The sequence below is a fragment of the Citrifermentans bremense R1 genome (assembly GCF_000426865.1).
GTDB lineage: Bacteria > Desulfobacterota > Desulfuromonadia > Geobacterales > Geobacteraceae > Geomonas > Geomonas bremensis.
In genome coordinates, this window is the sequence record NZ_AUGE01000039.1 from 1 (window position 1) to 25,978 (window position 25,978).

The following is a 25,978-nucleotide window of genomic DNA, read 5'->3' on the forward strand; positions in this document are numbered from 1 at the left end:
CCCCCTCCGGGGGCGGGGACTTGGCTGAGCCCGGCTTTCTCTGAAGCAGCGGCCTTGCGGAAAAGGACTTTCAATCAGGGGGAAAATGGAGTATTCGGTACTGTCGGCTCTAGCCGGTAGTGCCAACAACAGCTTTCCGAGGTGGCAGCATGGCAGAACTAACTACAGAGATAACTCTTGATGCGCCGGTAGAGAGAATCTGGCAACTGTTGACGGACTTTGGACTCTATCCCGAATGGAACCCTCTCTTTATCAAGGCGACGGGACCGATCAACCCTGGCGAACGGTTCGACCTCGTGGTGAAGCTACCCGGCATGGATCCTTTCCCCATCAAGCCGGTACTGCAGGAGGCGGAGCCGAAGTCGCGACTGTGCTGGAAAAGCAGCATGATCTCCAGCGTGGTGCTTAGTTGGACCTTCTGTTATGAGCTGCACAGCCTGTCCCCGGAGCGTTTGAGGATAACCCAGCGCTCTTCGTTCAAGGGGCTCCTTGCGCCGCTCTTCACCTTCGCCATGAAGAAGCCGGTGACCGACGGCATGAATTCCTTGAACGACGCGCTCAGGCGCTGGGGCGAGAAGGGTAACGTCAGCTGCATGAAGTGCTGAAACTCGATGAAAATCTGATTTTTCAAGACCAGGCACCGGTCCATCGGCACCGGTCCAACCTCTCCATACGCCTATCGCTTTGTCTTCACTCAGAAACTGTCGCTTCCTGCTTTCCTCCCATTAACATCCCGCTGGCGCTCCGCTGCAAAAAAGGGTAATATCGCCGACGCTCCTTTACCGGGAGCCGTGCGCTTTACTACTTCTCCTGAGGAGCGACCGATGCAAGATTTTCCCACTGTTCAGCTTCCCGAATCCATCCTTGACCTGCCGCAGGTCCGCGCCCAGTGGCCCGGTACCTGTTTCGTCTGTTCCCAGGGGCATCCCCATGGCCTGCGCCTTCGCTTCCACCACACCGACGTCGGCGTCGCCTGCGTCTGCCGCATCCCCGCCGGCTACTGTGGCTTCGACGGCATGGTTCACGGCGGCATCATCTCGGCCCTCATGGACGAGGCGGCGGCCTATTCGCTCTTCGCCCGCCACGGCAAGCTTGGCGTGACGCGGGAGATGCAGACCCGATTCTTGAAGCCGGTCCCCACCGAAACGGAAATCAGGGTGGTGGGGCAGATAGTTTCTTTCGCCGCTACGCAGGCGGAGGTCTCCATGGCCATCTTCGACGCGGCCGGACAGCGTCTCGCGGAAGGACGCACCTTCTGGGCCTTCCCGCGCCTCTCCCGCATCGCCGCCCTGGCAGGGGTCGAGGAAGCCGTGCTGCAGCGCTTTCTGGACGACTGCCAGGTGGTGGAGTAGGAAGCAACATCTGATTGCTCCCAGCTTTGCCCACGTTGCAATAAAGTCCCCCCTCCCGTCAATGGAGGGGGGGAGACCTGCACTTTTCCGGCTGCATAGCCGGTTTTATTTGAAACAGGAGACTCATTGATGAGCGATTTGCTGATACCCCGTACCGCGTCCGCCTACGATTACCCTTTGCTGATAAAGAACCTGTTGCTTTACCCGGTGGTCGACAACCCCGACCAGGAGATCGTCTACCGTGACCTGTACCGCGGCAACTACCGCCAACTGAGGGAGCGGGTGAAGCGGCTGGCCAACATGCTCACCGGGCTCGGCGTGAAGCCGGGGCAAACGGTGGCCGTGATGGACTGGGACAGCCATCGCTACCTGGAACTCTTCTTCGCGGTGCCGATGATCGGCGCGGTGCTCCACACCATCAACGTGCGCCTGTCCGCTGAGCAGATCCTCTACACCATCGACCACGCCGAGGACGACGTGCTGCTGGTCAACAGCGAGTTTCTCCCCATCATGGAGCAGATCCGCGGCAGGATCGACAACGTCCGCACCTATATCCTCATCTCCGATGACGGCATGACGGAATGCAACACCATCCCCGCCTGCGGCGAGTACGAGCAGCTTCTGGCCCAGGCCTCGCCGGAGTTCGAGTTCCCGGACCTGGACGAGAACACCAGGGCCACGACTTTCTACACCACCGGGACCACGGGAATGCCGAAAGGGGTTTATTTCAGCCACCGGCAGCTGGTGCTCCATTCCCTGGGGCTTTTGGCGACGCTCGGTTCCTCCACCTCGCACGCCTGCCTGCACCGCGACGACGTCTACATGCCGATCACCCCGATGTTCCACGTCCATGCCTGGGGGGTCCCCTATATCGCCACCATGCTGGGGGTGAAGCAGGTCTACCCCGGGCGCTACCTGCCGGAAACCCTGCTGGAGCTCAAGGAGAAGGAAGGGGTCAGTTTCTCCCACTGCGTTCCGACCATCCTGCACATGCTCTTGAAGCACCCTCACGCGGAAAAGATCGACCTGCGGGGGTGGAAACTCATCATCGGCGGCGCGGCTTTGTCGCGCAACCTCTGCGTCGAGTCGCTGAGGCTTGGCATCGACGTCTTTACCGGGTACGGGATGTCGGAGACCTGCCCGATCCTCACCATTTCCAAGCTCACCCCGGAGATGCTGGAACTATCCCACGCCGAGCAGGCGGAAATCCGCTGCAAAACGGGTCTTGCCCTGGCGTTGGTCGATCTGCGCGTGGTCGACAGCAACTTCAACGAACTCCCCCGCGACGGCGTCAGCGCCGGCAACGTGGTGGTGCGCTCCCCCTGGCTCTCGCAGGGGTACCTGAAGGACCACAAGGCCTCCGAGCGTCTCTGGGAGGGAGGGTATCTCCATACCGGCGACGTGGCGGTGCGGGACGAGCTGGGCTATCTGAAGATCACCGACCGGAGCAAGGACGTGATCAAGGTCGCCGGCGAATGGGTTTCGTCGCTGGAGCTTGAGGATATCGTCGCGCACCACCCGGCTGTCGCCGAGGTGGCGGTGATAGGGAAGCCCGACGAGAAGTGGGGCGAGCGCCCCCTGGCGCTGGTCGTTCTCAAGCCGACGGAGGGGGCGAAGGTGACCGATAAGGAGATCGCCCACCACGTGAGGGAGTACGCCGACAAGGGTGTGGTGAGTAAGCAGGTCGTGCTGGTCAAGGTGAAGCTCGTTCCCTCCATCGACAAGACCAGCGTTGGGAAGATCAACAAGGTGGCACTGCGGGAGAAATATCTCTGAGAGTGAGACAGGGTGGGAAATGAAGGGAGCTAAAAAGAAAGAGTTCAGCATGAACGCGCTGGAGATAGAGGTGGCCATCGCCGCGCTTCATTCCACAGGGGACTACCTGGTACTGCGGCGCCTGAACCTCGCGCGCGACGCTCGCCTCGCCCGCAAGGCCCCGGAGTGCTCCCAGGTCGCCCTTTGCCTGGATACCGAGACCACCGGACTCGACTACAAGCGGGACAAGGTGATCGAACTGGGGATCGTCGCTTTCGAGTACGATCCCGAGACCGGCGAGATCTTCAGGATCTCCGAGCGCTACTCCGGTTTCGAGGATCCTGGGTTCCCCATCCCGGAAGAGGTGAAGGAGATCACCGGCATCTCGGATGACATGGTGCGCGGGCAGGCGTTCGACGACGCCTTCATCAACCACCTGGCGGAAAAGTCCCACCTGGTGATCGCCCATAACGCCGCCTTCGATAGGAAGTTCGTCGAGGCGCGTTTCCCCGCTTTCGCCAATCTTCCCTGGGCCTGCACCGTGTCGCAGATCGATTGGGGGGCGGAGCGGGTGTCTTCGCGCACCCTGGAATACCTCCTTTTCAAGACCGCTTCTCTCACCATCAACGCCCACCGTGCGCTGGACGACGCCGAGGGGGTGTTGGGCCTATTGCTGGAGCGGCTTCCGGTCACCGGCGCGCCCATCTTCCAGACTTTATTGAAGAGAGCGCACGAGGTCACCTCGAGGCTTTATGCCGTCTCCGCACCCTTCGACAAGAAGGATCTTCTCAAGGACCGCGGCTATCGTTGGAGCGACGGGTCGCAGGGGGGGAGCAAGGCCTGGTGGCGCGATGTGCCGGCCGAGGCCGAGCCGGAGGAGCTCGCCTATCTGGCGAGCGAGATCTATCCCCGAGGGAACAGTAGCGCGGTGCAGATCCTGAGGTGCGACGCATATGCCAGGTTCTCCGCGCGGGAGTAAAACCTAAACAGCAAAGTCAAAAGCTTTGCACGCGGAAAAGGCAAAAAAGGCGCGGATTGAACGGATCAAGCCTCAAGGCCTGAAGGCTTAAGATTTATCCGTGCCGTTTCCGTTTGATCCGTCTGATCCGTGTGCAACGTCTTTGACCCTGGGAGATGAAACTGATGCAATCTGAGTTTTCCAAGCAATTCCATTCTCATGTCTTCGACGAGGGTAATCCCCTTGCCGAAAGAAACACCAGGCTTGCGGTGCTGCTCACCGCGGCCATGATGGTGGCTGAAATCGTCGGCGGCTGGTTCTTCAACTCGATGGCGCTTCTGGCCGACGGCTGGCACATGAGCTCGCACGCGCTTGCACTCGGCCTCGCCGTACTCGCCTACCGCGCTGCCCGACGCTTCGCCGGCGATGCGCGCTTTTCCTTCGGCACCTGGAAGATCGAGGTGCTGGGGGGATACACGAGCGCCATCTTCCTGGTGGCGGTGGCGGTACTCATGCTGTTCCAGTCAGTAGAGCGCCTGGTCTCGCCCCAGCCCATCAGCTACGACCAGGCCATGGCCATTGCCGCTTTGGGCCTCTTGGTCAACCTCGCCTGCGCCTGGTTGCTGCGCGATGGTCATCACCATCACCACGACCACGACCATGAGGAGCATCATCATGACCACCATGCCGGCAGCCACGGCCACCACGATTTAAACCTGCGCTCCGCCTACCTGCACGTCATTGCCGACGCCGCCACCTCGGTCTTCGCCATCTTCGCCCTCCTGGGAGGAAAGCTGTGGGGGGCCAACTGGCTCGACCCGGTGATGGGGATAGTCGGCGCCATCTTGGTCGCCATCTGGGCCTACGGTCTTTTGCGCGACTCCGGCCGCATACTGCTCGACGCCGAAATGGATGCGCCGGTCGTGGCCGAGATCCGCGAGGTGATCGCCGAGAGCCCGGTGGCTGCCGAGATCACCGACTTGCACGTTTGGCGGGTAGGGAAGGGGAAGTTCGCCTGCATTCTGTCACTTGCGGTGCAGGGATCTACGGACCCCGAGGAGTTCAGGCGTCAGTTGAGCATTCACGAGGAACTGGTTCACGTCACCATCGAAGTGAGCCATCGTGGGGGTGGTGTTGACCCGCTGCCGTTAGCCGCCGCGAGCTGAGGGGGAAAAACCGGAAAGGCGGAACACAGAGGTCTCGGAGGTCCACGGGGGGCACTGATGTTTATTCTGGGGAAAGCAAAGCACAGGCACTCACCACAGAGGTACACTGAGGAATCACAGAGGAAGGCAAAAGGCTAATTGCCTTTGATTTTCTCCAAGAAAAGTTTGTGGTTTTCTTCGCTTCTGTTTTTCCTTTGTGATCCTCTGTGGTGAAAGCTTTTCGTTTTTCCTGCTCTGTTTTTTCTCTGTGCCGCCTCTGTGTCCTCCGTGTCCTCTGTGGCGAAGATCTTAAGGTTTTTTAGGAGGTTAGTTCATGAGCTTCGACAACGCAGGAATACTGATCGTCGGTGGCGGCATAATCGGCCTCACCATCGCGCGCGAACTGGTGAAGCAGGGGCACGGCGACATCGTCATCATCGAGAAGGAACCGGAACTGGGCGTCCACGCCTCGGGCCGCAACAGCGGCGTGCTCCATGCCGGCATCTACTATTCCCCGGACAGCCTCAAGGCCAAGTCCTGCTTGAACGGCAATTTCCTGATGCGGGAATACTGTAAGGAAAAGGGGCTGCCGCTCCTGGAAAGCGGCAAGGTCATCGTCACCCGCACCGCGGCCGAACTCCCGGTGCTGGACGAACTGCACCGGCGCGCTACGGCCAACGGCGCCAAGGTGGAGATGATCGACGAGAGGCAACTGGCCGCAATCGAGCCGAACGCCCGGACGGTGGAGCGCGCTCTCTTCTCGCATTACACGGCGGTGGTGGACCCGAAAGCGGTGCTGAAGAGCCTGAAAAAGGACCTGGAACGGACCGGACGGGTGAAGCTTCACCTGGGCTGCAAAATGATAGGCCTTAAGGGAAGCTCCACGGTGGTGACCAACAAGGGGGATATCAGCTTCGAGAGGTTCATCAACGCAGCCGGCGCCTACTGCAACAAAGTGGCGGGCTTCTTCGGGGTGGGTTCCAAATACCGGCTCATCCCCTTCAAGGGGGTGTATCGGCTGCTGAAAAAGGATGCTCCCTTTACCGTCAACTCCAACATCTATCCGGTGCCCGATATCCGGAACCCCTTTCTGGGGATCCACTTCACCCGCAGCGTCCACGGCGACGTCTACCTGGGGCCGACGGCCATTCCCGCTTTCGGGCGGGAGAACTACGGCATCCTGTCTGGCATCGACGCCGAGGCTTTCAGCATCGCTTGGCAGGACTTGGTCCTTTTCTTCCTCAACCGGCCTTTCCGCAACGTCGCGCTCTCTGAGCCGCTCAAGTATTTGCCCTCTTACTTCTTCCGCGACGCGGCGAAGCTGGTGAAGGAACTGGCGCCCTCCGACGTGGTGCATGCTTCCAAGGTGGGGATACGTCCGCAGCTGGTTGACTGGGAGAAGAAGGAGCTGGTGATGGATTTCCTCGTTGTGGCGGACGGCTCTTCGCTCCACGTGCTCAACCCCATCTCCCCCGCTTTCACCTCGTCGATGGATCTGGCGCAGGGGATGGTGGCGGAGCATTTCTCGTCCTGACCCGCGTAGCGCCTCATCTTCGCGGCATCTCCCTCACCCGGCCTGCGGCCACCCTCTCCCAGAGGGAGAGGGTAAATGGCAGGTGTCCATCCCCTCGCCCTCTGGGAGAGGGGCAGGGGCGAGGGAGGTTTTTACGACGCCTGCAGCTTCAGCCGCTTGTTCAGGGTCTGGCGCCCCATGCCCAGGATCTTGCCGGCTAACCCCTGGTTCCCTTTGGCCAATTTCATCGCCTCGGCGATCATGTACTGCTCCACTTCGTCCAAAGTCGGGAAGTGCCCGAAGATGCCACATAATGGATTCTCGCCTGCGGCAGCAGGGGTGGAACAGTCGAGCGTCGGCAAGGGCCGCTCGTGGCCGATGACGCCGCGGAAGGTCTCCATGGAGAGAATGCCGGAGCTGTGCCGCAAGACGGCGTCGAACACGAGCGCCTCCAACTCCCGTATGTTGCCCGGGAAGTGGTAAAGCGCGAGCATGACGGCAAGCTCGGGGGGAGGGGTAGGCTTTTTCTTGCCCAAGCAGTCGGCGGCGCTTCCCAGGAAGTGTTCCAGAAGGAGCGGAATGTCGTCCAGCCTGTCCCGCAGCGGCGGGAGATGCACCCGGTGCCCGCAGAGCCGGTAGTAGAGGTCGTTGCGAAATTTCCCCTGCTTGATCAGCTCCTGAAGGTCGCGGTTGGTGGCGAGCACCAGGCGCGCGTCGCTCTTCTTGATGAAGTCGGAGCCGACGGGGTAGTACTCCTGCTCCTGCAAAAGCCTCAAGAGCTTGATCTGCGACATCTCGTTGAGGTCGCCTATTTCGTCCAAAAAGAGCGTCCCCCCGGAGGCGCGGGTGATCAGGCCGTCCCGGGCCTGGTCGGCGCCGGTGAAGGCGCCTTTCCTGTGCCCGAAAAGGGTGTCGGAAAACATGTTGTCGTCGAGCCCTGCCACGTTGAGCGCTACGTACTCGCCGCTGCAGCCGCTCAGGTTGTGGATCGCCCGGGCGATCAGCTCCTTGCCGGTGCCGGTCTCGCCGGTTATCATCACCGCCTGCCTGGTGCCGGAAATGACCTCGAGGTACTGGAAGATGGCCCGCATCGCCTTGTTGCCGGTGACGATGCTCTGGAAGGCCTCGGGGTGGTCCAGCCGGTCGGTGAACATGTACTGCTTCAAGGCGGTGAGCTCGTTGGCGAGCGATCGCATCTCCAGGGCTTTCCTAACCGAGGTGATCAGCCGCTTCACGTCGATGGGCTTCACCAGGTAATCGAAGGCTCCCTCCTTGATGCAGTTCACCACGGTTTCGACGTCGTTGTTGGCGGTAGCGACTATCACCTTGATCTGAGGGTGTTGCGAGACTATCTGCGGCAGGAGTTCGAACCCGGAGAGGTTCGGCATGCGCAGGTCGAGGACGATGACGGCGAACTCCTCTCTGGAGAGAAGCGACATCACCTTGCTGCTGTCGTTTTCTATGACTACATCGGCGTGCCCGGCGGTGTTGAGGCAGCTCCGGCAGGTTTCCAGTATCTGCGCCTCGTCGTCTACGAGCAGAATCCGTTGCGTGTGCTTCATTTCTTTGTTCACTTTTTGCGCTCCTCCTGCCTTGCCGAACAGTGGTCTGCTCCGTGTCTCGTGTTTTCATCGGGGAGGGTGAAGTAGAAGCAGGCCCCGAGCCCCACCTCTCCCTCGGCCCAGATCCTGCCGCCGTGGCGCTGGATGATGCGCTGCACGGTGGCAAGCCCTATGCCGAACCCCTTGAACTCCCGCTCCGTGTGGAGCCGCTGGAAGGGGCTGAACAGTTTGTCGGCCTGCGCCATGTCGAAGCCGGCGCCGTTGTCGCGCACGAAGTAAACGAGCTCCCCGCTCTCGTCCAGGGAGGCTACTTCGACTGCGGCGTCTTCCCGGTTCGCCGAGTATTTGCAGGCGTTGGATATCAGGTTTTGCAGCACGACCTTCAAAAGGTCCGGGTCCCCAATGGCCGTCATCCCGGGGGCTATGCTGAAGGTCACCCGCCGCTGCGGTTCGCTCAGTTGCTGGGAGGCGCAGACCAGGGAGGTGAGCTGGCTTAAATCAACCTCCGACCGGGTCATCTCGCTGCGGCTCACCCGGGAGAATTCAAGCAGCGTCTTGATCAACTGGTTCATGTTGACGGTTTCGTCGAAGATGATCTTGATGAAATCCTTGCACTGCTCGTCCAGCGTTGCGCCGTAAAGCTCCAGTATCACCTGGCAGTAGCCGTTGATGTTGGTCAGCGGCGTGCGCAGATCGTGCGAAACCGTGTAGCTGAATCCCTCCAGGTCCCGGTTGGCGAGTTCCAGTTCCTCGGCGCGCGCAGCGAGGTTCCGGTTCAACGCCTCGATCCGTCGCTCGGACAGCACCCTTTCGGTGATCTCCTCCTGCACCGCGACCAGGTCGCTGAGAGCGCCGGTCTCGTCGTAGACGGGGGAGAGGGAGGTGGACTCGTAGAAAACCTCGCCGTTTTTCTTCACCCCCTCGAACTCGCCGTGCCACTCCTCTCCGGCTGCGACCCGGTCCCATAGTTCGGTTTTTCCTTTCAGCGACTTCAGGTTTTTTCCCAGCACCTCGCCGGCCTCGTAGCCGGTCAGCGTGGTGAACCTGGGGTTAACGTAATCGATCACCCCTTGAGGGTTGGCGATGACGATGCTGCTGGCGCTCTGCTCCAACGCCCGCGAGAGCCTGCGCACGAACGCCTGGTGGGCCAATAGCTCCCTTTCCTGGGTGAGGGTGGCGAGCGCGCTTTCTACCGCCGCGAAGAGCTTCGAGCTGTCTATCGGCTTCAGGACGTAGCGGCTGATACCCAGCTCGATCGACTCGATCAGGTAATTCATGTCGGAATGCGCGCTGGTGACGATCACCGGGAGGGACGGTTTTTGCTCCATCATCTCCCGCGCCATGTCGATGCCGCTCATGGACGGCATCTTTATGTCGGTCACCACGAGGTCGGGTGCTTGCTCCCGAAAAAGCGCCATGCCTTCGGCGCCGTTTGCCGCGCTTAAAAGGGCGAGCTTGGGAAAGCGCCGCTGCAAAAGGGAAAGCACCGTCTCCCTGGTGACCTGTTCGTCCTCCACGTACAAAAGGGTGAAGCCGGGGTCCTCGATGGCAAATCCGCCCATGCTACACCTCGATCCTGAATTCGGCTCCGCCGTCGATGTTTCTTGCGGTGAGCGAGCCGTGCATGCTTTTTTCCACGATGTTCTTGGCCATGAAAAGGCCGATGCCGGTCCCTTTTCCCTGCTCCTTGGTGGTGAAGTAGGGCTCGAAGATCCGTCCCAGGACGTGCTTTGGCATGCCTCCGGCGTTGTCGGCGATGGTGACCACGATCTTGCCGTCTTCGGAATCTATACTCACCCTAAGCTTCGGCTGGGGCGGTTTCCTCTCCCCGAAGGCGTCCATGGCGTTGGTCAGGATGTTCAGGAGCACCTGCGAGAACTCGTTTGGGTGCCCCGTTATGTTCGGCGCGTGGCCGCAGTGTACTTCGAAGGTTATCCCCTTGTCGGCGAGGCTCCCCTCGATGAGGCCGAGGGTTTTTTCCACCACCTGGCACGGGTCGAAGCTGGTCTTCTCCTTGTCGGGGGTGAAGAAGTTCCTGAAGTCGTCGATGGTCTGCGACATGTGCCGCACCATCTGCATGATCTTGTTGGTGCTTGAGTCGAGGTACTCCTTGTTGAAGTTGCCGTACTCGTAGCTCAGCGTCAGGTCCTGCACCAGGAGCCCAACGGCGTTCAGCGGCTGGCGCCACTGGTGGGCTATGTTGCCGATCATCTCCCCCATGGCGGCCTGGCGGCTTTGCTGCATCAGCACCTCGTCCTTTTTGCGCAGTTCTTCCATCGCCTGCAGCCTCTCCGCCGTCTCCTGGGTAAGCGCCGCGGTCCGCTCCTTCACCCGCTGCTCCAGCTCGCGGTTCAGGTTGGACAGGGACGCCTTGGCTCCCAGAAGCTCCTGGTTCTTTTCGGCGGCAAGCTCGTAGGTCGAGAGCAGGAGTTCGATGGTGTGGGCGTTGTCGGCCTGTACCCGGTAGTTCTTGCCGTGGTAGCTGATGGCAACTTCTCCCTCTTTCTCCCCCATGCGGCAGGCCCGCTCTCCCTGCAGTACGTCTCGGATCCTGTTGAGCAGCAGCTTGTCGCTGTAGGGCTTGGACACGAAGTAGTTGGCGCCGGCCTCAAGGCTGTGCAATACGTCCGAGGGGTCGTTCAGGTGGGTGAGCAGGACGATGGGGGTGTCCTTTATGGATTCCATTCCCCTGACCCTGCGGCAGAGTTCGAAGCCGTCCATCTCGGGCATCAATATGTCGCTGATCACCAGGTCCGGTTGCCGCTCGCGGATCTGCTCCAGCGCGTCGCTTCCGTTTCTGGCGACCGCGACGCGGTACCCCTCGCCGGCGAGGAGCTGTTCAAGGAGTTTCGCCTGGGTCGGGCTGTCGTCGACGATCAGGATCAGGTTTGGTGTCGTCTGGCCGTTGTTGCTCTTCTGCATGAAGCTCCTTCCTTACTTGGACGCACCCTGTGCGCCTTTCTTGGTAACCGCCAAAAGCAGGTTGATGATCCCCTCCGGGGAGAGCACGTGCTGCACGGCGTCGATCTTTATCGCTTCTCCCGGCATGCCGAAGACCATGGAGCTCTCGCGGTCCTGCGCGATGCAGAGGCCTCCGCGCCCCTTTAGCGTCTTCAATTCGACGGCGCCGTCCTTGCCCATTCCGGAGAGGATGATGCCGGCCGCATTGGCGCCGTAGCTTTTGGCGACCGAGCGGAAGAGGACGTCGATGGAGGGGCGGACCCCGTTTTCGGGGGGGGCGCCGGAGAGGGTGATCCTGCCGGCCGGGGTAATTTCCATGTGGCAGCCGTCCGGCGCCACGTAAACCTCTCCCGCCGCGATGACCGTCCCTTCGGCGGCAAGCCGCACCGGCATCCGCGAGTGGAGGTTCAGCCAGTGCACGAAGTTCTCGGTGAAGCCTACGGACATGTGCTGCACTACCAGGACGGCGGCGCCGAAATCTTCCGGAAGCGCGGCGAGGATCTGGTGCAGCAACGGGGGACCTCCGGTCGAGGCCCCGATGGCGACCACCTTTACGGGGGGCAAGGGCTCCTTTAGCGGCGACTTGGGCCACTGGCCAAGGGCGCCGGCGGCGAAGACGCGCCGCACCACCTTGATCTCCGACATGAGCTTTATGTGATGGATCAGGCTCGCCACCGACTCCGCGTAGCCGGGGGTTCCCACCGGGGCGGGCTTTGGGAGCACCATCAGGACGCCGGCCTCCATGAAGCGGAAGAGGAGGTCCGAGTCGCGCGTGTCGATCTTTCCCGAGACCACTACGATGGGTACCGGGGAGGTGGACATGATGGCGCGGGTCGCGTCCAGGCCGTTCATCCCGGAGAGGTGCAGGTCCATGGTGATCAGGTCGGGCTTGAGGCGCGCGGCGGCCTCTACCGCCTCCTCGCCGCTTTCCGCGACGCCTATCACCTGCAGCTCGGGGTCCGCCTGAAAGGCAGCCACCAAGGCCTTCTGCACCGTTTTCGAATCTTCCACCACCAGTAATCTGATCATCTGGTCCTCAGTCAGGTCAGTTTTCGTATCACGTCAATCAGGCCGCTTTGGTCGAAGCTGCTTTTCACCAGGTAGGCGCTCGCGCCCACGTCGATGCCGCGTTCCCGGTCGACGCGGGATTCGAGCCCGGTCACCAGGATCACCGGCAGGGCGGCGAACCGGCTGTCGCTTCTGACGGCTGCGGTGAGCTGGAAGCCGTCCATGCGCGGCATCTCCACGTCGGAGACCACCACGTCGAACTGTTCCGTTTTAAGCTGGGTCAGCGCATCCAAGCCGTCGATGGCGGTGCGCACCCGGAACCCCGATGCCTCCAGGATGTTCTTCAAAAGCGTGCGCGAGGTGATGGAATCCTCGGCGACCAGCACCGAAAGCCGCGCCGCCTGCGCCCGGGGAGCCGGCTCACCCATGGGCTGTGAAGGCGCCTGGTCGGCGAAGGCGGAACGGAACAGGTCGGCCACGTTCAATACCGGGACCACCCGGCCGTCGCCGGACACGGTGCCGCCCGCGACGTTTCTCACCCGGGAGAGCTGGCTTCCCAGCGGCTTTAACAGGATCTCCTGCACCCCGACCACCTGATCCACTGAGAAGGCGATCCGCCTGTCGGCGGCGCGCAGCACCACGAAGCTCACTACGCGCTCAGGGTCGGCAGGCGCTGACAATCCCAAAAGGCGCGAAAGCGGGATTAGGGCCAGCACCTCGCCACCCAAAAGGACCGTATCGCGGTTCTCCACCCTTTTCACCTGGGCCGGCGCCACGCGGCCGCTGGTCTCGACGTTGGCGGCCGGCAGGAAGCAGTCCCGGCCGGCGACCTGCACCTGGAGGGCCCGCATCATGGCGAAGGAGAGGGGGAAGTGGAGATGGAAGCGGGTTCCCGTCCCACGTGCGCTCACCACGGTCACGTGCCCCCCCAACCTTTCCAGCGCCTCGCGCACGATGGCAAGACCCACCCCGCGCCCGGAAATGCTGCTGACGATCCTGCTGGTGGAGACCCCGGATTCGAAGATGAGCTGGAGCAGTTCGTGGTCCGGCGTCAGTTCCAGGGCCTCCCGCGAGGCGAGCTCCAGCCGTGAAGCCGCTTCCCTTACCTGGGAGAGATCGATGCCGCAGCCGTCGTCGCTCACCGTGAGTTCGGCGCGATTCGCGTCTTTGAGCTTCAGCGCTATGCCCAGCTTCCCTTTTTCCGGCTTGCCTGCGAGCCTGCGCTCGGCCGGCGTCTCGATGCCGTGGTCGAGCATGTTGCGCACCAGGTGCAAGAGCGGCTCCTTCAGCTCCGCGAGGATGCGGCGGTCGAGTTCGAGCTCCGTCCCTTCGCAGTTAAGCTCTGCTTCCTTGTCCAGCTGCCGGGCCAGGTCGCGCACCATCTTGAAAAAGGGCTCCGCCAGAGAGGAGAAGGGGAGCAGGTGCAGTTTCTTCAGCTCGCCAAGAAGCGGGTCCACCATGCCGCTCAGCGTCCTGAGGTTCTTCTCGGCCCCTTTTTCCAGATGACGCAGCCGTCCTTCCAGCGCCTTCTCGTTCTGCCAACCCTGCTCGACCAGCAGGGCCAGCGTTTTCTCCTGCGGCATCGGCGCCTGCTTGAGCGCCTTTCTCGCCGACTCCATGGCCCGCAAGCGCTCGCCCCCGCGCGCGGAAAGCTCGGCGGCAAGGGCTGCCGCTTCCTCGCGCAGCAAGGCGGCGGAGAGCTTCGCCGAAACTAGCTCCTCGGACTGCAGCAGCAGCGACTCCAAAAGGCGCGCCGAAACCTTGACCGTCTCGTCGGAGGGGGCGCGCGGTGCGGGGCGTGCCGTCGGAGCGGCAGTTGCCGCCTCGGGAGCATGCGCTGCAGGCTCGGCGCTTGTGGGCGCCTGGGGAGGAACCTTCGGCGCGCGCTCCTTGAGCGGCTCGGGGAAGGGGGCCTGGGTCGGCTTCACTCCCGCAGATGCGCAACGGGGCTCGGCCTGGTCCGCCGCAGCCACGATCGGTTCCAAGCCGCCAACGGTAACAGCGGAGGCGGCGTCCGGGGGAGTGGAGCTTTCCCCGGCGCCGGTGATATCGCCGGCTACGGCGTCGATGTCCCGGTGCAGCCGGTCGAAAAGGTCGAGGTCGAGGGAGATCTCCCCGCGCTTCAACGACGCCAGTAGGCTTTCCAGCTCCTGGCACCTATGGGCCACGGTGACGAGGTTCACCGCATGAGCCGCCCCCTTGAGGGTATGCACGCGCCGCAGGACGCTCTCGACCAGGCGCTCCTGCTCAGCCTTGTCGTTTTCGCGCTCGAGCGCGACCAGGAGCGTGGCGAGCGCGCCTATGTGCTCCTGCGCCTCCAGCTCGAAGGTCTCCAGCAATTCCCTCATCAGGGTTTCGGTGTCACCCATGCCGTTTCTTTCCCTTTGGTCCCTGCTGCAACCCCTCACCCTGTCGCTTCCCCTGTATAGACCGGAGTCAAGGGTTACATGTGTTCGGGGACATGGGTTACAGCTTCAGTGCAAATTGCTTCAACCCCCTCTCCCTCAGAGAGGGTTGGGGTGAGGGCGCCTCAAGACCTGGCACCGGCTTCTTCTTGGGCGATCATGCCACCTTATACCCGCTCACCAGCGCCTGGAGCTTCTGGTTCAGTTCGTAGAGGTTGCGGGCCGCCGCCTCGATCTGGCGCGAACCCTCGACGTTCTGGTCGCTCGCCTGGTTGATGCTGTGTATGGCGATGGCGATCTGGTCCATGCCGATCGCCTGCTCCTGGGTGGAGGTGACGATCTGCAGCGTCGCGTTGGATGATTCCTCGATGCTGGAGGCGAGCACGCGGATCGACTCTCCCGCTTCGCTGGACTGCTTCACGCCTGCCTCGACGGCTTTGCTCCCCTGTTCGGTGGCGAGGACCGCCGCGGTGGTCGCCTTCTGTATCTGCCCGATGATGTTGCGCACCTGCGAGGTCGCCTGTTTCGACTGGGTGGCCAGGTTCTTCACCTCCTGGGCTACGACGGCGAATCCCTTGCCGTGTTCGCCGGCTTTGGCCGCCTCGATGGCGGCGTTCACCGCAAGGAGGTTCGATTGCTCGGCGAGGTCGGCCACGGTGGCGATGATCTCGCCGATGGCCTGGCTCTGCTCGCTCAGGTTGACGATGCGCTCCGCGATGAAGCCCATGCGCTCGTCGATCCCCTGCATGCCGTCGATGGCGCTGGATACCGACTCGCGCCCCTCCTTGGCGACCTGCACCGCGCGGTTGGCGCTCTCGTAGACCTGCCTCGACTTTTGCGAGGTGAGGTCGGTGGTCTGGCGGATCTCCTGCACCGTGGCGTTGGTCTCGGAGATGGAGGTGGCGGTCTGGGCGGAACTGGAGGCAAGCTGGCTCACCGTGGTCATGATCTCGGCGGCCGACCCGGCCAGGACGTTCACCACCGCGCGGATCTCCAGGCTCAACTCCCGAAGGTTCCGGGTCATCTGGCTGAAGGAGTTGCCGAGCCGGTCCTTGGGGGAGGCGGGGACTACGTCGATGGTGAGGTCTCCCGAGGCGATGCGGTCGGCGCTGGCGGCAAGCCTTTTCAACGACGCCACCATGTTCGACATGGCCAGGCCGAAGACGTCCCGCTCCGAGGCCGGGACCACCTCGGTGTCCAGGTCTCCCAGAGCGATCTGGTTCGCTGTCTCTCCCATCCGGCGCAGCGACAGCACCATCTTCTCCATGGCGCGCAGCAGCTGCCCGAGTTCGTCGCCGGCGTCGCTGTGGATCTCCACCGACACGTCCCCCTGGGAGAGCCTTTCCGCGGCCTGCACCGCCTGGTCCAGCGGAGCGGTGATGGAGGAGGTGATGGCGAACGCGGTCCAGACGGCAAGGGCTCCGGCCAAAAGCACCAGGATCGCGGTGACGGCGAAGATGGTTCGCTGGTTTTTCTGCGATTCCTGGACGAAGCTTTCCGCCTTGCCGGTGGCGAACTTAAGCACCTCGTTCACCTGGGAGTCGATCCCCGCGACGATGCGCCTAGCGTAGTTCTTGTGGAAGGCGACCGACTCGGCGATCTTCCCCTGGCGCACGAGTTCAATGGTCCGCGCGCGCACCTGTTTCCACTTGTCCATCGACTCCTTGATCTGGTCGATCTTTCCTTTGTCCCCGAGGAAGCGCTCCCTGACCAGGGCGAGGTCGCGGTAGACGATCCTTTCGCTGGCGTCGATATCCGCCAGCGACGCTTCCAGGTCCTCGGCGTCCCGGGCGTAGAGCACCACGTCCTTCATGGACCTGTGCATCCTCACCACGTTGGCGTCGACCGAGCGTATGGCGTTGGTGACGGTGAAGGGGTGTTCGTGGAACTCGGTCATCAGGTCTCCCTGAGCCTTCAGGTTCTTCAGGGAGAGCGCCCCGATCAGCACCAGGAAGAAGACGATCGCGCCAAAACCGGCGATGAGCCTGGAGCGGATTTTCAGATTGTTCAGCATGGAACCCCCGTTGATTACTTTCATAAAGTTCAAGTCCGCCTTTAACTAGATCCGCAACCTAAGCCACCTCTTCGTGCACCACTATCCTCGGATCGGTCATGATCCTCCCCAGGTCCAGCAGGGCGAGCCGCTCCGCCGAGACACCCGCCACGAACTCCTCCCTGATGCCGGTGAAGGTCTCCGGGGGGGGCTTCAAGGACCCCTTGTCGAGCGAGCGCATGCCCACGATGGCGTCGGCCAGGATCCCGAACTCCATGCTGCCGTTACTCACCAGTACGACCCGGTTCAGGTCGGAGAGGCCGATGGCGGGCAGGTCGAAGAAGCGCCGCAGGTCGACGATGGACACGATGCGGCCGCGCAGGTTGGTGACCCCGAGCACGAAAGGAGGCGTGCAGAAAAGCGGGGTGAAGTCGCCCAGCGGCAGCGTCTCCAGGACGTAGGCAGATTCGACCGCGTAGCTCTCGCCGGACAGAACGAAGACGAGGGCGTCGATGCTTTCCGCCGGGTCCCGGTACTTTTCAGGTCTTTGCGCCAGAAGGCGCGCACGCTCACGGAGGACGGCCTGCTCCTTTTCGGGGGCGATGGCGCCTCCCCCCGCCGCGGCGAAGGTTTTCTCCTGGCGTTTGATCAGGTCGTCCCAATCTATCTTGCCCGCTGCCATGGGTGTTTCTCCTTGACTACTCGATGCTCTCGGCCCTGTTTTGCCGCGCCTTCGCTAGGCGATGTCGCTGATGAGCTGCATCAGCCTTCCCGCAGTCATCCCCTCTGCCTCCGGTAGCACCTCGTGGGGGTCGCGCCGCTGCAAAAGGCGCAGCGCGTTGGCGAAGCTCTGTTCCGCTTCACTTAGTTCCCCGCGCTGCCGGCAGAGGTTTCCCAGGGCAAACCAACCCAGCAGGAAGTCGTGATCGACGTAGAGCGCGTTTTTGAGCGATCTCACCGCTCCCTCGTCGTCCCCCTGCTGCTCCAGGATGATGGACAGGAGGTAATGGTTGGGTGCGCTGAGCCGGTCCAGCGCCACGGCGGCTTCGCAGCAGTCGCGAGCCGGGTCGAAACGGCCGATGTTGGCATAGGAGCGCGCCGCGAGCGCAAGCGCTTCGGCTTTATCTGCACCTGCCGGGGTGCTCATCGCAATCCGCGCCGCTTCCTCGTAATTCCCCGCGCTGTAAAGCGCGCAGGCCCGCTCCAGGGGCGACTCTGCTTCGGCGGCTGCCGCGTCTTCCCGCGCACCTCCCGGCTCCGCGCCTTCGGACCAAAGCTGCGCGGAAAGAGGGGAGGGGGCGGCCACGGCAGGTCCGGGCAGCGCCGAGACTTGCGCTTTGGCCGGGAGAGAGCGCTTTTGCAGCACCAGGGTGCCGTCGCAGTGCAGGCAGGTAAAACCCTCAAGCGACTGGTGGTCCACCTCCGTCGGCCCCAGGAAGAGCCAGCCGTCGTCGTTGAGAGCTGCGTGCAGTCTCGCGACCGTCTCCCGTATCTGCTCCGGATGAAAGTAAAGCATCACGTTGCGGCAGAAGATGAAGTCCATCCCCTGGGCCTGCGACCATGTCTTTTCCCCGGGATCGACCAGGTTCAGATGCGCGAAGCGCACCATCTTGCTGATATGCGGCTCGATGTGGTAGCCGCCGTCCGGGAGCTGGGTGAAGTAATTCATGAGCCACCCCGGCGCGTTCCGGAAGGACCATTTGCTGTAGTTCCCGCATCGGGCCCGCTCCAGCGCCTGGGGGTTGATGTCGGTTCCGAGCAGAGTCACCTTCCAGTCGGCCAGGTCGGCCAGCGCACGGGTAAGCAGTATGGCGACCGAAAACGGCTCCTCGCCGGAGGAACAGCCGGCGCTCCAGATCTTGAGGGTTTTGTTCGAACCTTTAGCCGCCACAAGCTTCGGGAGCAGATGCTGCTGGAAGGCCCGGTAGCTCTTGGGGTCGCGCAAAAAATAGGTCTCGCCGATAGTGAGCGCCAGGGCCAGCGCCTTGGTCTGGTCCTGGGAGAGCGGCTGCGACATGAGCCAGTGCAGGTAGCCGTCCAGTTCCTCCCAGCCCGCATCCTGCGCCAGCGGCGCCATCTTCCGGGCCAACTCCGCCAGACGCTCGGGCGGAAAGTGGAGCCCCAGCTTTGTCGTCACCATGCGGGCGAACTTATGCATTGCCTCGTTGCTGTGCCCGCTCATGACAGGGCCTTTGCGATCTGCTGCTCCTCGTCGGGGAAGAGTAGGGTGTCGAGGTCGTGGATCAGCACCAGCCCTCCCTCGCTCCTCGTCACTCCGGAGAGGTAGTCGGTCCCTCGCACGATGTCTTCAGGCTCCACCACAGCTTCCGGGTCGAGTTGCACTACCTCCTGGGTGTTGTCCACGGCCAGCGCCACCGGGAAGTTCGAGGTGCGGACGACAAGGAACTGATCGTCGCAGCCGATGGGGCGCTCCGGCAGGCGAAAGCGTTTCCTGAGGTTGATGACGGGGATGATCTCCCCCTGGATGTCCAATATCCCGAGTACGATTTCGGGGGCCTTGGGCAGGGGAGTGAGGGCCGCAGCGCGGACTACCCTGACCACAGCGGCCACTGGCAGTGCGTAGCGTTGCCCTTCTAAGGCAAAGATAAGTAGGTGAGTTGAAACGATCGATCCCTCCATTAAAACCGCAACGTGACGCCGCCCATTAATTTACCTCGACAATGCGCCCTGTTCAAGCTGATAAATGCGCCACTGGCCTATATTCACGGTTTTTTTTGCTTGCCGGGCGCGTTCGGGTGCGCTGGGGAGAGCCCGCTCGATGCCGCCGGCTGAAAGAGAGCACGAAAACCATCCCTGCAGACGGAATCGGGCGCCGGCTTGCAAATGGAAAATGCGCCCGATAGTATTTGAGCGATTTAATTATCGGTTGGGGGGCGGCTGAGTGCTAAGGGCGCGGCACCTGTGTCGTTTGGGCAAGGGAAGAGATAATGCGTCGAAGGAGGAATCCCCATGCATGAGATCGGTGCCATGATCACCAAGAGACTGAAGGAAGCCCTCCCCGAAGCGAAGGTCCTCTGGGAGAGGGAGCCTCCCCCCGACGGGCTCCGTGGAGGGGTCTTGAGCGCGGAGCTGAAAAACAGGAAATTCACCATGCAGTTCGCCGGCCCTGCCCAGGAGGTGGTCGCCGAGAGCCTGGAGCTCTCCCTGGTGGAGCAGGTGGTCGATGACTTCCTCGACTTCTTCGCGAGGTCGATCTACCCCAAAGAGAAGTTCACCAGGATCATCTAGGCGGGCGGGGTCGCGCTTCTGACCTCCTCGGCATAGGCGCGCACCGTCGGGAGAAAGGAGCGGAAATCCTCTTGCAATGAAAAGTAGCGGCGGGTAAGCTCCTCTCCACCTCCCGCCAGCGGGTTCTGCCTGGCTATCCTCCCGGACATGCGGGCAAGAGCTTTCCCCACCCCTTCGACGCTCAAATACGACGGGATCATGTTCTCGAAGATGACCGGTACAAGGTCCTGCAGCCGCTCGGGAAGGTGGCGGCGGTTTCCCTCCACCGCATGGCGCGCGCGCTTAAGGAAATGCGGCAGCGGCTCCTCCGTCAGGCTCTCCCAGTTCGTGGCGAGGAAATGGTCGTAGTAAAGGTCCACGAGGATGCCGCGGTAGAGTCCGAAAGAGGGCGAGAGCGTCTGCCTGCTGCGGGTGAAATGCGGATCGTTCTGTGCGAAGGAGTCGATGCGCCGGTGCAGTTGGATGCCGCGGGTGAGGGTAGGGGGGAAACGCCAGTCGAGCGGCCCTTTGACGAAATCGCCCATGAAGTTTCCGGTGAGGATGTCGGGGTCGTCCCCGGAAAGGTAGAGATGGAACAGGTAGTTCATGGTTTTGCATGATAACAGAATCAGCTGCGGCAAGGGGGCGAAAAGATGCTGGGAGCGCTGACGGGGGACATAGTCGGCTCCATCTACGAATGGAACAACATCAAGAGCACCGTCTTCCCGCTGTTCCAGAAGGAGTGCCGTTTCACCGACGACTCGGTGCTGACGGTGGCGCTCGCCGAGTCGATTTTAACCGGCGAGGCGTACGCCGCCCTGATGAGGCGCTATTGCCGCCGGTATCCGGACGCCGGGTACGGCGGAAAGTTCCTTAGCTGGGCGCAAAGCGACGACGCCCCGGCCTACCAAAGCTATGGCAACGGTTCCGCCATGCGCATCAGCCCCGCCGGGTGGGCCTTCGATACGCTGGAAGAGGTGCTGCAAAAGGCAAAGGAGTACAGCGCGGTGACCCACGACCATCCGGAAGGGGTGAAGGGGGCGCAGGCGACGGCGGCCTCTATTTATTTGGCGCGCACCGGCGCCGCGAAAAAGGAGATAGAGACCTTCGTCGCAGGGCGTTTTGGTTACGACCTGTCGCGCAGCTGCGACGAGATTCGCCCCGGGTACAGTTTCGACGTCACCTGCCAGGGGACGGTGCCGCAGGCCCTGACCGCCTTCCTTGAGTCGACCGATTTCGAGAGCGCCATCCGGCTTGCCATCTCGCTTGGCGGCGACTCCGACACCCTGGCGGCCATCACCGGCGGCATCGCCCAGGCGTATTACGGCGGCGTTCCCGCTCCCATCGCCGCAGAAACCCTGCGCTTTCTAGACGAGCCGCTGCGGAAGGTGACCTTGGAGTTCGAGGCGCGCTTCGTTTCCGGCAGGACCGATCAAAAAAAAGGGGGACAGGCTACTTTTTGATCTCAAAAGGTAGCCTGTCCCCTTTTCCTCTCAGCTGTCCCCGAAGGGCTCTAGGCTCCGGTTTTTTCCCGCTCCCAGTTCTGCATGGCCGTCTTGTAGTCGTCCTGCATCTCGTCCACTATCAGATAGGTCGGCATGGCTTCGATTGCCGCTGCTTCGCTGCCGCCTTCCGAAAGGTCCTCGGCGCTCTCGTCCAGGCACGCCTCCGGCAGGGTTGCGGAGAGGAGTTCGATGATCTGGTCCAACCGGTTCAGCAGTTCCTTCTTGAACGTCTCGTCGTCCATGTCCTCGTCCCCGTTTAGTTGCAAGCTTCGAAGATTTCCGGAAGCGAGTATATCGCATCACCCCGGCTCATCCAGCGGCGGCCGGTCTGTGGCTCTCTTATTTCATGAATTGCTTGCCGATCTCGAACCCTTGGCCGACGACTGCGCCCAGGCCGTAATAGGCCCTGTTGGTCGGGCTGTAAACCAGGGGCTGTACCTTGGCGGGATCGACGTTTCCTTTTTCGTCCAGCACCTTTTCGTCGGCCTTTACGTCCACGATCTCCCCGATGAACTGGGTATGTACCCCGATCTCGACAACCTGCAGCAGGCGGCACTCGATAACCAGCGGGAACTCGGCGACGTAAGGGGCGTCCACCAGGTCGCTTTTAACCGGCGTAAGGCAGGCGGCGGCGAATTTGTCCGCGCTGCGTCCCGAGGCGATGCCTGCGTAGTCGGCTGCGGCGACGAACGCCTGCGAGGGGATGTTCACGGTGAAGGCCTTGCGCTGCATGATGGCGTCGTAGCTGTGACGCGATTTTCTCAGCGACACGGTGACCGCTGCCGGATCCGAGCTGCAGACGCCGCCCCAGGCTATCGTGGCGAGATTCGCTTTGCCATCCTTGTCGTAGCTACCGACGAGCCACACCGGCGTGGGCATGGCGTGTGTCCCTTTACCCAGACTCTTCTTCATATTCCCCCCTGTTGATCCTGATGTCATTTCAAGATATCGGACAAAAGCTTGCCGCCGACTCCGATGTTGTCCCTTTCCAGTTCATGTATCAATACGATGAATTTGTCGGCGGGAATCTGTGTGATCGAAGCCGCCGCTTCCGTAAGGGCCTTGGTCAGTTCGGCCTTCTGCTCTTTTCCTTCCATCGCGCCCAGTTCTATGGTGATTACCGGCATGTCGCTCCTCCTTTTCGTGGCCCCAGGCATCTCCAATGTGAAGGAGGCTTGGGGGGGCAGCCACTCTAGCAAAAAAACACCCGCACTTCAACCGTCGGACCGAAAGGCGGAACACAGAGGTCGCGGAGGTCACAGAGAGAAGCTAAAGACTTTGGTGGAAGATTACAGGATGGCTGCCGGAAAAGCTGTGCTATACTCGCCGGCGGTTTCCAGGGGACTGGCTCCGCGAGGTGCCTGTCCCCCTTGACTCTAAATGGGGCAGGTGCTTAGGTGGAGATAAGGGACGTCGATATAAAAGTGGAATTTTACCGTGCTTCGGGACCGGGCGGGCAGCACCGCAACACGACCGATTCGGCGGTGAGGATCCGGCACCTGCCGACCGGGGTGGTGGCGCAGGCAAGCGAGAGCCGGTCGCAGTTCGAAAACCGGGAGAAGGCGATGGAGCGCCTGGCCGAGTTGCTGCGCCGGCGGGAGCAAAAAGCGAAGAAACGGGTCGCGACCAAGGTGCCGCGCCGCGCCAAGGAGAAGCGCCTGACCCAGAAAAAGGCCCATTCCGATAAAAAGAAGCTACGCTCCACCCTCGATTGAGGCTTTGGCGTACATCTCCATCATGATCTCCTTGAAGGCGATTGCCGCAGGTGACAACTCCCTCCCTTTCCGGGTAGCCAGGAAGAAATCCCGCTGGATCTCCACCTCAGCCACCCGCACCTGGACCAGCACCCCCTGTTCAAGTTCGCGCTGCACCGAAACGGCGGACACGTAGGAAACCCCGATTCCCGCCATCACCGCACGCTTCACCGCCTCGTTGCTCCCCAGGTGCACTGCGACCTTGAGCTTCGCCGGGTCTAACCCCGCTTCCAGCAGCGCCTTCGCGGTCGCTCTCCCCGTGCCCGATCCCGTCTCGCGTAAAACGAACGGTTCTGCCAGGAGTTCCTCCTTGGTAATCCGGCTCTTCTTCGCCCAGCGGTGCCCGGCAGGCGCGATCAATACCAGCTCGTCCTTGGCCAACGGGGTGAAATTGAGACTCTCTTCCTCGAAAAGCCCTCCGACCACACCGAACTCGACTTCTTCCGTCATAAGCTTCCTCAACACGTCACGGCTGTCTCCCTGCAAAAGCACGATGGTCACGCCGGGAAATCGGCTGATCAGAAGCGGCAGCGCCGCCGGAATCATGTATTCGCCGGGGATGCTGCTTCCCGCGATATTGAGTTCCGCCTCCTCGATCCCCTTGAAGCGCGCCAGCGCCACCGGTATTTCCTTAGCGTACTCAACCAGTTTGCGCGCCCGCTCCAGCAGGATCTTCCCGCCCTCGGTGGGGAGTGCTCCCTTGCCGGTACGGTCCAGGAGTTTCATGCCGAATTCGCTTTCCAGTGCAGAGATGTGCTGGCTGACGGTGGATTGGGTGATGAAGGTTGCCTCGGCCCCCTTGGAGAAGCTGCCGCTCTCCGCTACCTTGATGAATACCTCCAGCTGTTTCAGGTTCATCCTTCCCTCCATTAGCAAATCCGATCTCGAGTATTAATTTTATCGAATTTATCAATTTGACTCTAGAGGGTCAATCGATTATTGATTACATGCTTTTTTCAATAGTGACGCTTGAAGAAATGGGTTTGGTAGCGGTCGGTGATGAACGGACGCCTCGGATACTTTTGACCGGTCTTCCGGTGGGGCTTGGTTCGGACAAGGTGGTGCGGCTGATCGAAGAGTCCGGCGGCTGGAGCTTCTGGATCGACTGGCGGACGAGTTCAAGGTTGACGGGGTCATCGACCTTACCTGGCAGGGAGACCACACCTACAACATAGAGTCGTATGCGGTTAAAAGGCATCTGCAGCAGGGAAGCCAGCTCCCGTTTCTGCAGATAGAGACCGATTACTCCGAGTCCGACACCCAGCAGCTCAAGGTAAGAATAGAGGCGTTCCTGGAGATGATCGGCAGGCGCCGTGCAAAGCTTGGAAATGCCAAGGCCAAGGTTTAGAAGTACCAAGACTAGTATTCGTATCAAAGGAGAAGAAATGAAAAGGTTGTTGCTGTCGATGCTTGCACTCTCACTTTGCGTTACTCCGGCTGCCTGGGCGAAAAGCCGCAGCGGTGTCGTCACGGTGGAAGTGGATCTTTCCAAACAAGAGCAGGGCAAGGAGGCAAAACTCTGGATACCGTACGCGGTTTCCGGGAAACACCAGGCAGTCACCGACGTCAAGGTGAGCGGCGATTTCACCACCTCGGCGGTCTACACCGACAAGGCCAACGGCACCCCCATCCTCTTCGCCCAGTGGGGGAAGGATGCGGCCAGCCGCAAGCTCACCTACTCCTTCTCCGTGGAACGCGAGGAGGTACTGGTGCGAAACCTTTCCGCCAAGGAGACACCTTGGAGCAAGGAGGAGTTCGCCCCCTACCTGCAGTCGACCTCCATGGGCCCGGTCGACGGCGAGGTGAAAAAGCTCTCCGATTCCATTACCAAGGGGAAGCGCACGGTGCTGGAGAAGGCGAAGGCGATCTATGACTGGACCTGCGAGAACATGTACCGCGATCCGGCCACCGTCGGCTGCGGCAAGGGGGACGTCTGCGAACTGCTGAAAAAGCCAGGAGGCAAGTGCACCGACATCTCGTCGGTCTATGTCGCCCTGGCGCGCGCTGCCGGCGTTCCCGCCCGCGAGGTCTTCGGGGTGAGGCTGAGCAAAAAAGCGACGGAGGATATCACCTCCTGGCAGCACTGCTGGGTCGAATTCTACCTCCCCGGCACCGGCTGGGTCCCAGTCGACCCGGCCGACGTGAGAAAGGCGATGCTGGTCGAGAAGCTCGATCCGAAGGATGCGAAGACCCGCGAGTACCGGGACTACTTCTGGGGCGGGATCGACCAGTACCGCTTCCAGGTCGCCGCCGGCCGCGATATCGTCCTCAACCCGCCGCAGGCAGGCGCTCCGCTCAACACCTTCGGCTACCCTTATGCAGAGGTAGGCGGTACTGCGCTTGACTTCTACGATCCCAAGAGCTTCAGCTACCGGATCACCTATAAGGAGCAGTAGGGGGAACCCTCTCGCGACTGCCCACTCTCCCTCTCCCCTGGGAGAGGGTCGGGGTGAGGGATGCAAAGCTCGAGCTTTGCGCCGCATTGGGTTCCCCAAGCTGGAGCTTGGGAACCAGGAAACGCGGATAAAGGCTACCGTCCATCCTCCCTCTCCCTTTGGGAGAGGGTCGGGGTGAGGGGGAGGGGAATGTTCACAAGCACGTTTTGCTTGTTTGCCGGCTCTGATTGTTGTATCTTTTGGCCTGTTTGCGCCCATTAATGTCTTTGGAGAGCGTCTTTGCAAGCCAAAACCATCATCGTTGCGTCCCTTCTTGCCTTAACCATCACATCCCCATTCTCTTATGCTCAGGATGCCGCAACCACGGCTGCCCCTGCTTCGGCCCCTGCTTCGGCCCCTGCTTCGGCCCCTCCTGCGGCCCCTCCTGCGGCCCCTCCTGCGGC

25 protein-coding genes are annotated in these 25,978 nt (G+C 61.8%); 10 read left to right on the plus strand and 15 right to left on the minus strand.

Features of this window, described 5'->3' with window-relative positions; genetic code table 11:
* Nucleotides 1-149 precede the first annotated feature (149 nt).
* The 6 genes from K419_RS0117105 (at nt 150) to lhgO (ending at nt 6,744) form a co-directional block, all read left to right on the plus strand.
* Complete coding sequence (locus K419_RS0117105; RefSeq protein WP_026842638.1) at nt 150-605, plus strand: SRPBCC domain-containing protein; 456 nt, start codon at nt 150-152, stop codon at nt 603-605.
* Nucleotides 606-824: 219 nt separating this feature from the next.
* Nucleotides 825-1,352 carry a PaaI family thioesterase gene (locus K419_RS0117110; protein ID WP_026842639.1) on the plus strand — a complete coding sequence of 176 codons (528 nt, stop codon included), beginning with the start codon at nt 825-827 and terminating at the stop codon, nt 1,350-1,352.
* A 129-nt stretch (nt 1,353-1,481) separates the two neighbouring features.
* Nucleotides 1,482-3,128 (plus strand): fatty acid--CoA ligase, encoded by a 1,647-nt coding sequence (locus tag K419_RS0117115; protein WP_026842640.1) that lies wholly within the window; start codon nt 1,482-1,484, stop codon nt 3,126-3,128.
* Nucleotides 3,129-3,147: 19 nt separating this feature from the next.
* Nucleotides 3,148-4,086, plus strand: a complete 939-nt coding sequence (locus K419_RS0117120) for a 3'-5' exonuclease (RefSeq protein ID WP_026842641.1) — start codon at nt 3,148-3,150, stop codon at nt 4,084-4,086.
* Nucleotides 4,087-4,250: 164 nt separating this feature from the next.
* Complete coding sequence (dmeF, locus tag K419_RS22275; protein WP_051293083.1) at nt 4,251-5,231, plus strand: CDF family Co(II)/Ni(II) efflux transporter DmeF; 981 nt, start codon at nt 4,251-4,253, stop codon at nt 5,229-5,231.
* 313 nt (nt 5,232-5,544) lie between these two features.
* Entirely contained in the window at nt 5,545-6,744 is a 1,200-nt protein-coding gene (lhgO, locus tag K419_RS0117130; protein WP_026842642.1) for an L-2-hydroxyglutarate oxidase, read from the plus strand.
* Nucleotides 6,745-6,875: 131 nt separating this feature from the next.
* Here lhgO and K419_RS0117135 read toward each other — a convergent pair whose 3' ends face one another.
* From K419_RS0117135 to K419_RS0117175, 9 genes are all read right to left on the minus strand, one after another.
* Entirely contained in the window at nt 6,876-8,285 is a 1,410-nt protein-coding gene (locus tag K419_RS0117135) for a sigma-54-dependent transcriptional regulator (protein ID WP_035497414.1), read from the minus strand.
* Nucleotides 8,286-8,293: 8 nt separating this feature from the next.
* Entirely contained in the window at nt 8,294-9,847 is a 1,554-nt protein-coding gene (locus K419_RS0117140; RefSeq protein ID WP_026842644.1) for a sensor histidine kinase, read from the minus strand.
* 1 nt (nt 9,848) lies between these two features.
* On the minus strand, nt 9,849-11,207 hold the full coding sequence (locus K419_RS0117145; protein WP_026842645.1) for a hybrid sensor histidine kinase/response regulator: 1,359 nt from the start codon (nt 11,205-11,207) through the stop codon (nt 9,849-9,851).
* Nucleotides 11,208-11,219: 12 nt separating this feature from the next.
* Nucleotides 11,220-12,275 (minus strand): chemotaxis-specific protein-glutamate methyltransferase CheB, encoded by a 1,056-nt coding sequence (gene cheB / locus K419_RS0117150; protein ID WP_026842646.1) that lies wholly within the window; start codon nt 12,273-12,275, stop codon nt 11,220-11,222.
* Between the two features lie 11 nt (nt 12,276-12,286).
* Nucleotides 12,287-14,623, minus strand: coding sequence for a hybrid sensor histidine kinase/response regulator (locus K419_RS0117155; RefSeq protein ID WP_026842647.1), 2,337 nt, complete (start codon nt 14,621-14,623; stop codon nt 12,287-12,289).
* Between the two features lie 193 nt (nt 14,624-14,816).
* Nucleotides 14,817-16,673, minus strand: a complete 1,857-nt coding sequence (locus tag K419_RS0117160; protein ID WP_035497417.1) for a HAMP domain-containing methyl-accepting chemotaxis protein — start codon at nt 16,671-16,673, stop codon at nt 14,817-14,819.
* Nucleotides 16,674-16,731: 58 nt separating this feature from the next.
* A complete protein-coding gene (locus K419_RS0117165; RefSeq protein ID WP_026842649.1) occupies nt 16,732-17,334 on the minus strand; it encodes a chemotaxis protein CheW in 603 nt (200 codons plus the stop codon).
* Between the two features lie 54 nt (nt 17,335-17,388).
* Complete coding sequence (locus K419_RS0117170) at nt 17,389-18,810, minus strand: CheR family methyltransferase (RefSeq protein ID WP_226377728.1); 1,422 nt, start codon at nt 18,808-18,810, stop codon at nt 17,389-17,391.
* Nucleotides 18,811-18,830: 20 nt separating this feature from the next.
* A complete protein-coding gene (locus K419_RS0117175) occupies nt 18,831-19,292 on the minus strand; it encodes a chemotaxis protein CheW (protein ID WP_026842651.1) in 462 nt (153 codons plus the stop codon).
* A 330-nt stretch (nt 19,293-19,622) separates the two neighbouring features.
* Between K419_RS0117175 and K419_RS0117180 the strand changes: the two genes are divergently transcribed.
* On the plus strand, nt 19,623-19,901 hold the full coding sequence (locus K419_RS0117180) for a hypothetical protein (RefSeq protein WP_012530466.1): 279 nt from the start codon (nt 19,623-19,625) through the stop codon (nt 19,899-19,901).
* Here K419_RS0117180 and K419_RS0117185 read toward each other — a convergent pair.
* Nucleotides 19,898-20,488: an acyl carrier protein phosphodiesterase gene (locus tag K419_RS0117185; RefSeq protein ID WP_026842652.1), complete on the minus strand. Its 591-nt coding sequence runs from the start codon at nt 20,486-20,488 to the stop codon at nt 19,898-19,900. The genes K419_RS0117180 and K419_RS0117185 overlap by 4 nt on opposite strands.
* A gap of 45 nt (nt 20,489-20,533) precedes the next feature.
* Between K419_RS0117185 and K419_RS0117190 the strand changes: the two genes are divergently transcribed.
* Complete coding sequence (locus tag K419_RS0117190) at nt 20,534-21,343, plus strand: ADP-ribosylglycohydrolase family protein (protein WP_026842653.1); 810 nt, start codon at nt 20,534-20,536, stop codon at nt 21,341-21,343.
* A 50-nt stretch (nt 21,344-21,393) separates the two neighbouring features.
* Here K419_RS0117190 and K419_RS0117195 read toward each other — a convergent pair whose 3' ends face one another.
* From K419_RS0117195 to dmpI, 3 genes are all read right to left on the minus strand, one after another.
* Entirely contained in the window at nt 21,394-21,627 is a 234-nt protein-coding gene (locus K419_RS0117195) for a hypothetical protein (protein WP_026842654.1), read from the minus strand.
* Nucleotides 21,628-21,724: 97 nt separating this feature from the next.
* Complete coding sequence (locus K419_RS0117200) at nt 21,725-22,297, minus strand: flavin reductase family protein (protein WP_026842655.1); 573 nt, start codon at nt 22,295-22,297, stop codon at nt 21,725-21,727.
* 23 nt (nt 22,298-22,320) lie between these two features.
* Nucleotides 22,321-22,512: a 4-oxalocrotonate tautomerase DmpI gene (dmpI, locus tag K419_RS0117205; RefSeq protein ID WP_026842656.1), complete on the minus strand. Its 192-nt coding sequence runs from the start codon at nt 22,510-22,512 to the stop codon at nt 22,321-22,323.
* Nucleotides 22,513-22,782: 270 nt separating this feature from the next.
* Here dmpI and K419_RS0117210 point away from each other — a divergent pair, with 270 nt between their 5' ends.
* Complete coding sequence (locus K419_RS0117210; RefSeq protein WP_015837469.1) at nt 22,783-23,100, plus strand: peptide chain release factor family protein; 318 nt, start codon at nt 22,783-22,785, stop codon at nt 23,098-23,100.
* Here the strand turns inward: K419_RS0117210 and K419_RS0117215 are convergent.
* Entirely contained in the window at nt 23,080-23,997 is a 918-nt protein-coding gene (locus K419_RS0117215) for a selenium metabolism-associated LysR family transcriptional regulator (protein ID WP_026842657.1), read from the minus strand. The two genes, K419_RS0117210 and K419_RS0117215, sit on opposite strands and share 21 nt — an antisense overlap.
* Before the next feature lie 85 nt (nt 23,998-24,082).
* On the minus strand, nt 24,083-24,496 hold the full coding sequence (locus K419_RS24520; protein ID WP_455423170.1) for a hypothetical protein: 414 nt from the start codon (nt 24,494-24,496) through the stop codon (nt 24,083-24,085).
* A gap of 28 nt (nt 24,497-24,524) precedes the next feature.
* Between K419_RS24520 and K419_RS0117220 the strand changes: the two genes are divergently transcribed.
* Nucleotides 24,525-25,535 carry a transglutaminase-like domain-containing protein gene (locus tag K419_RS0117220; RefSeq protein WP_026842658.1) on the plus strand — a complete coding sequence of 337 codons (1,011 nt, stop codon included), beginning with the start codon at nt 24,525-24,527 and terminating at the stop codon, nt 25,533-25,535.
* Nucleotides 25,536-25,978 lie beyond the last annotated feature (443 nt).

What these genes read in the sequence shown, in the direction of transcription:
- K419_RS0117105 (WP_026842638.1), top strand. Translation starts at nt 150, where the DNA reads ATGGCAGAACTAACTACAGAGATAACTCTTGATGCGCCGGTAGAGAGA.
- K419_RS0117110 (WP_026842639.1), top strand. Translation starts at nt 825, where the DNA reads ATGCAAGATTTTCCCACTGTTCAGCTTCCCGAATCCATCCTTGACCTG.
- K419_RS0117115 (WP_026842640.1), top strand. Translation starts at nt 1,482, where the DNA reads ATGAGCGATTTGCTGATACCCCGTACCGCGTCCGCCTACGATTACCCT.
- K419_RS0117120 (WP_026842641.1), top strand. Translation starts at nt 3,148, where the DNA reads ATGAAGGGAGCTAAAAAGAAAGAGTTCAGCATGAACGCGCTGGAGATA.
- dmeF (WP_051293083.1), top strand. Translation starts at nt 4,251, where the DNA reads ATGCAATCTGAGTTTTCCAAGCAATTCCATTCTCATGTCTTCGACGAG.
- lhgO (WP_026842642.1), top strand. Translation starts at nt 5,545, where the DNA reads ATGAGCTTCGACAACGCAGGAATACTGATCGTCGGTGGCGGCATAATC.
- K419_RS0117135 (WP_035497414.1), bottom strand. Translation starts at nt 8,285, where the DNA reads ATGAAGCACACGCAACGGATTCTGCTCGTAGACGACGAGGCGCAGATA.
- K419_RS0117140 (WP_026842644.1), bottom strand. Translation starts at nt 9,847, where the DNA reads ATGGGCGGATTTGCCATCGAGGACCCCGGCTTCACCCTTTTGTACGTG.
- K419_RS0117145 (WP_026842645.1), bottom strand. Translation starts at nt 11,207, where the DNA reads ATGCAGAAGAGCAACAACGGCCAGACGACACCAAACCTGATCCTGATC.
- cheB (WP_026842646.1), bottom strand. Translation starts at nt 12,275, where the DNA reads ATGATCAGATTACTGGTGGTGGAAGATTCGAAAACGGTGCAGAAGGCC.
- K419_RS0117155 (WP_026842647.1), bottom strand. Translation starts at nt 14,623, where the DNA reads ATGGGTGACACCGAAACCCTGATGAGGGAATTGCTGGAGACCTTCGAG.
- K419_RS0117160 (WP_035497417.1), bottom strand. Translation starts at nt 16,673, where the DNA reads ATGCTGAACAATCTGAAAATCCGCTCCAGGCTCATCGCCGGTTTTGGC.
- K419_RS0117165 (WP_026842649.1), bottom strand. Translation starts at nt 17,334, where the DNA reads ATGGCAGCGGGCAAGATAGATTGGGACGACCTGATCAAACGCCAGGAG.
- K419_RS0117170 (WP_226377728.1), bottom strand. Translation starts at nt 18,810, where the DNA reads ATGCATAAGTTCGCCCGCATGGTGACGACAAAGCTGGGGCTCCACTTT.
- K419_RS0117175 (WP_026842651.1), bottom strand. Translation starts at nt 19,292, where the DNA reads ATGGAGGGATCGATCGTTTCAACTCACCTACTTATCTTTGCCTTAGAA.
- K419_RS0117180 (WP_012530466.1), top strand. Translation starts at nt 19,623, where the DNA reads ATGCATGAGATCGGTGCCATGATCACCAAGAGACTGAAGGAAGCCCTC.
- K419_RS0117185 (WP_026842652.1), bottom strand. Translation starts at nt 20,488, where the DNA reads ATGAACTACCTGTTCCATCTCTACCTTTCCGGGGACGACCCCGACATC.
- K419_RS0117190 (WP_026842653.1), top strand. Translation starts at nt 20,534, where the DNA reads ATGCTGGGAGCGCTGACGGGGGACATAGTCGGCTCCATCTACGAATGG.
- K419_RS0117195 (WP_026842654.1), bottom strand. Translation starts at nt 21,627, where the DNA reads ATGGACGACGAGACGTTCAAGAAGGAACTGCTGAACCGGTTGGACCAG.
- K419_RS0117200 (WP_026842655.1), bottom strand. Translation starts at nt 22,297, where the DNA reads ATGAAGAAGAGTCTGGGTAAAGGGACACACGCCATGCCCACGCCGGTG.
- dmpI (WP_026842656.1), bottom strand. Translation starts at nt 22,512, where the DNA reads ATGCCGGTAATCACCATAGAACTGGGCGCGATGGAAGGAAAAGAGCAG.
- K419_RS0117215 (WP_026842657.1), bottom strand. Translation starts at nt 23,997, where the DNA reads ATGAACCTGAAACAGCTGGAGGTATTCATCAAGGTAGCGGAGAGCGGC.
- K419_RS0117220 (WP_026842658.1), top strand. Translation starts at nt 24,525, where the DNA reads ATGAAAAGGTTGTTGCTGTCGATGCTTGCACTCTCACTTTGCGTTACT.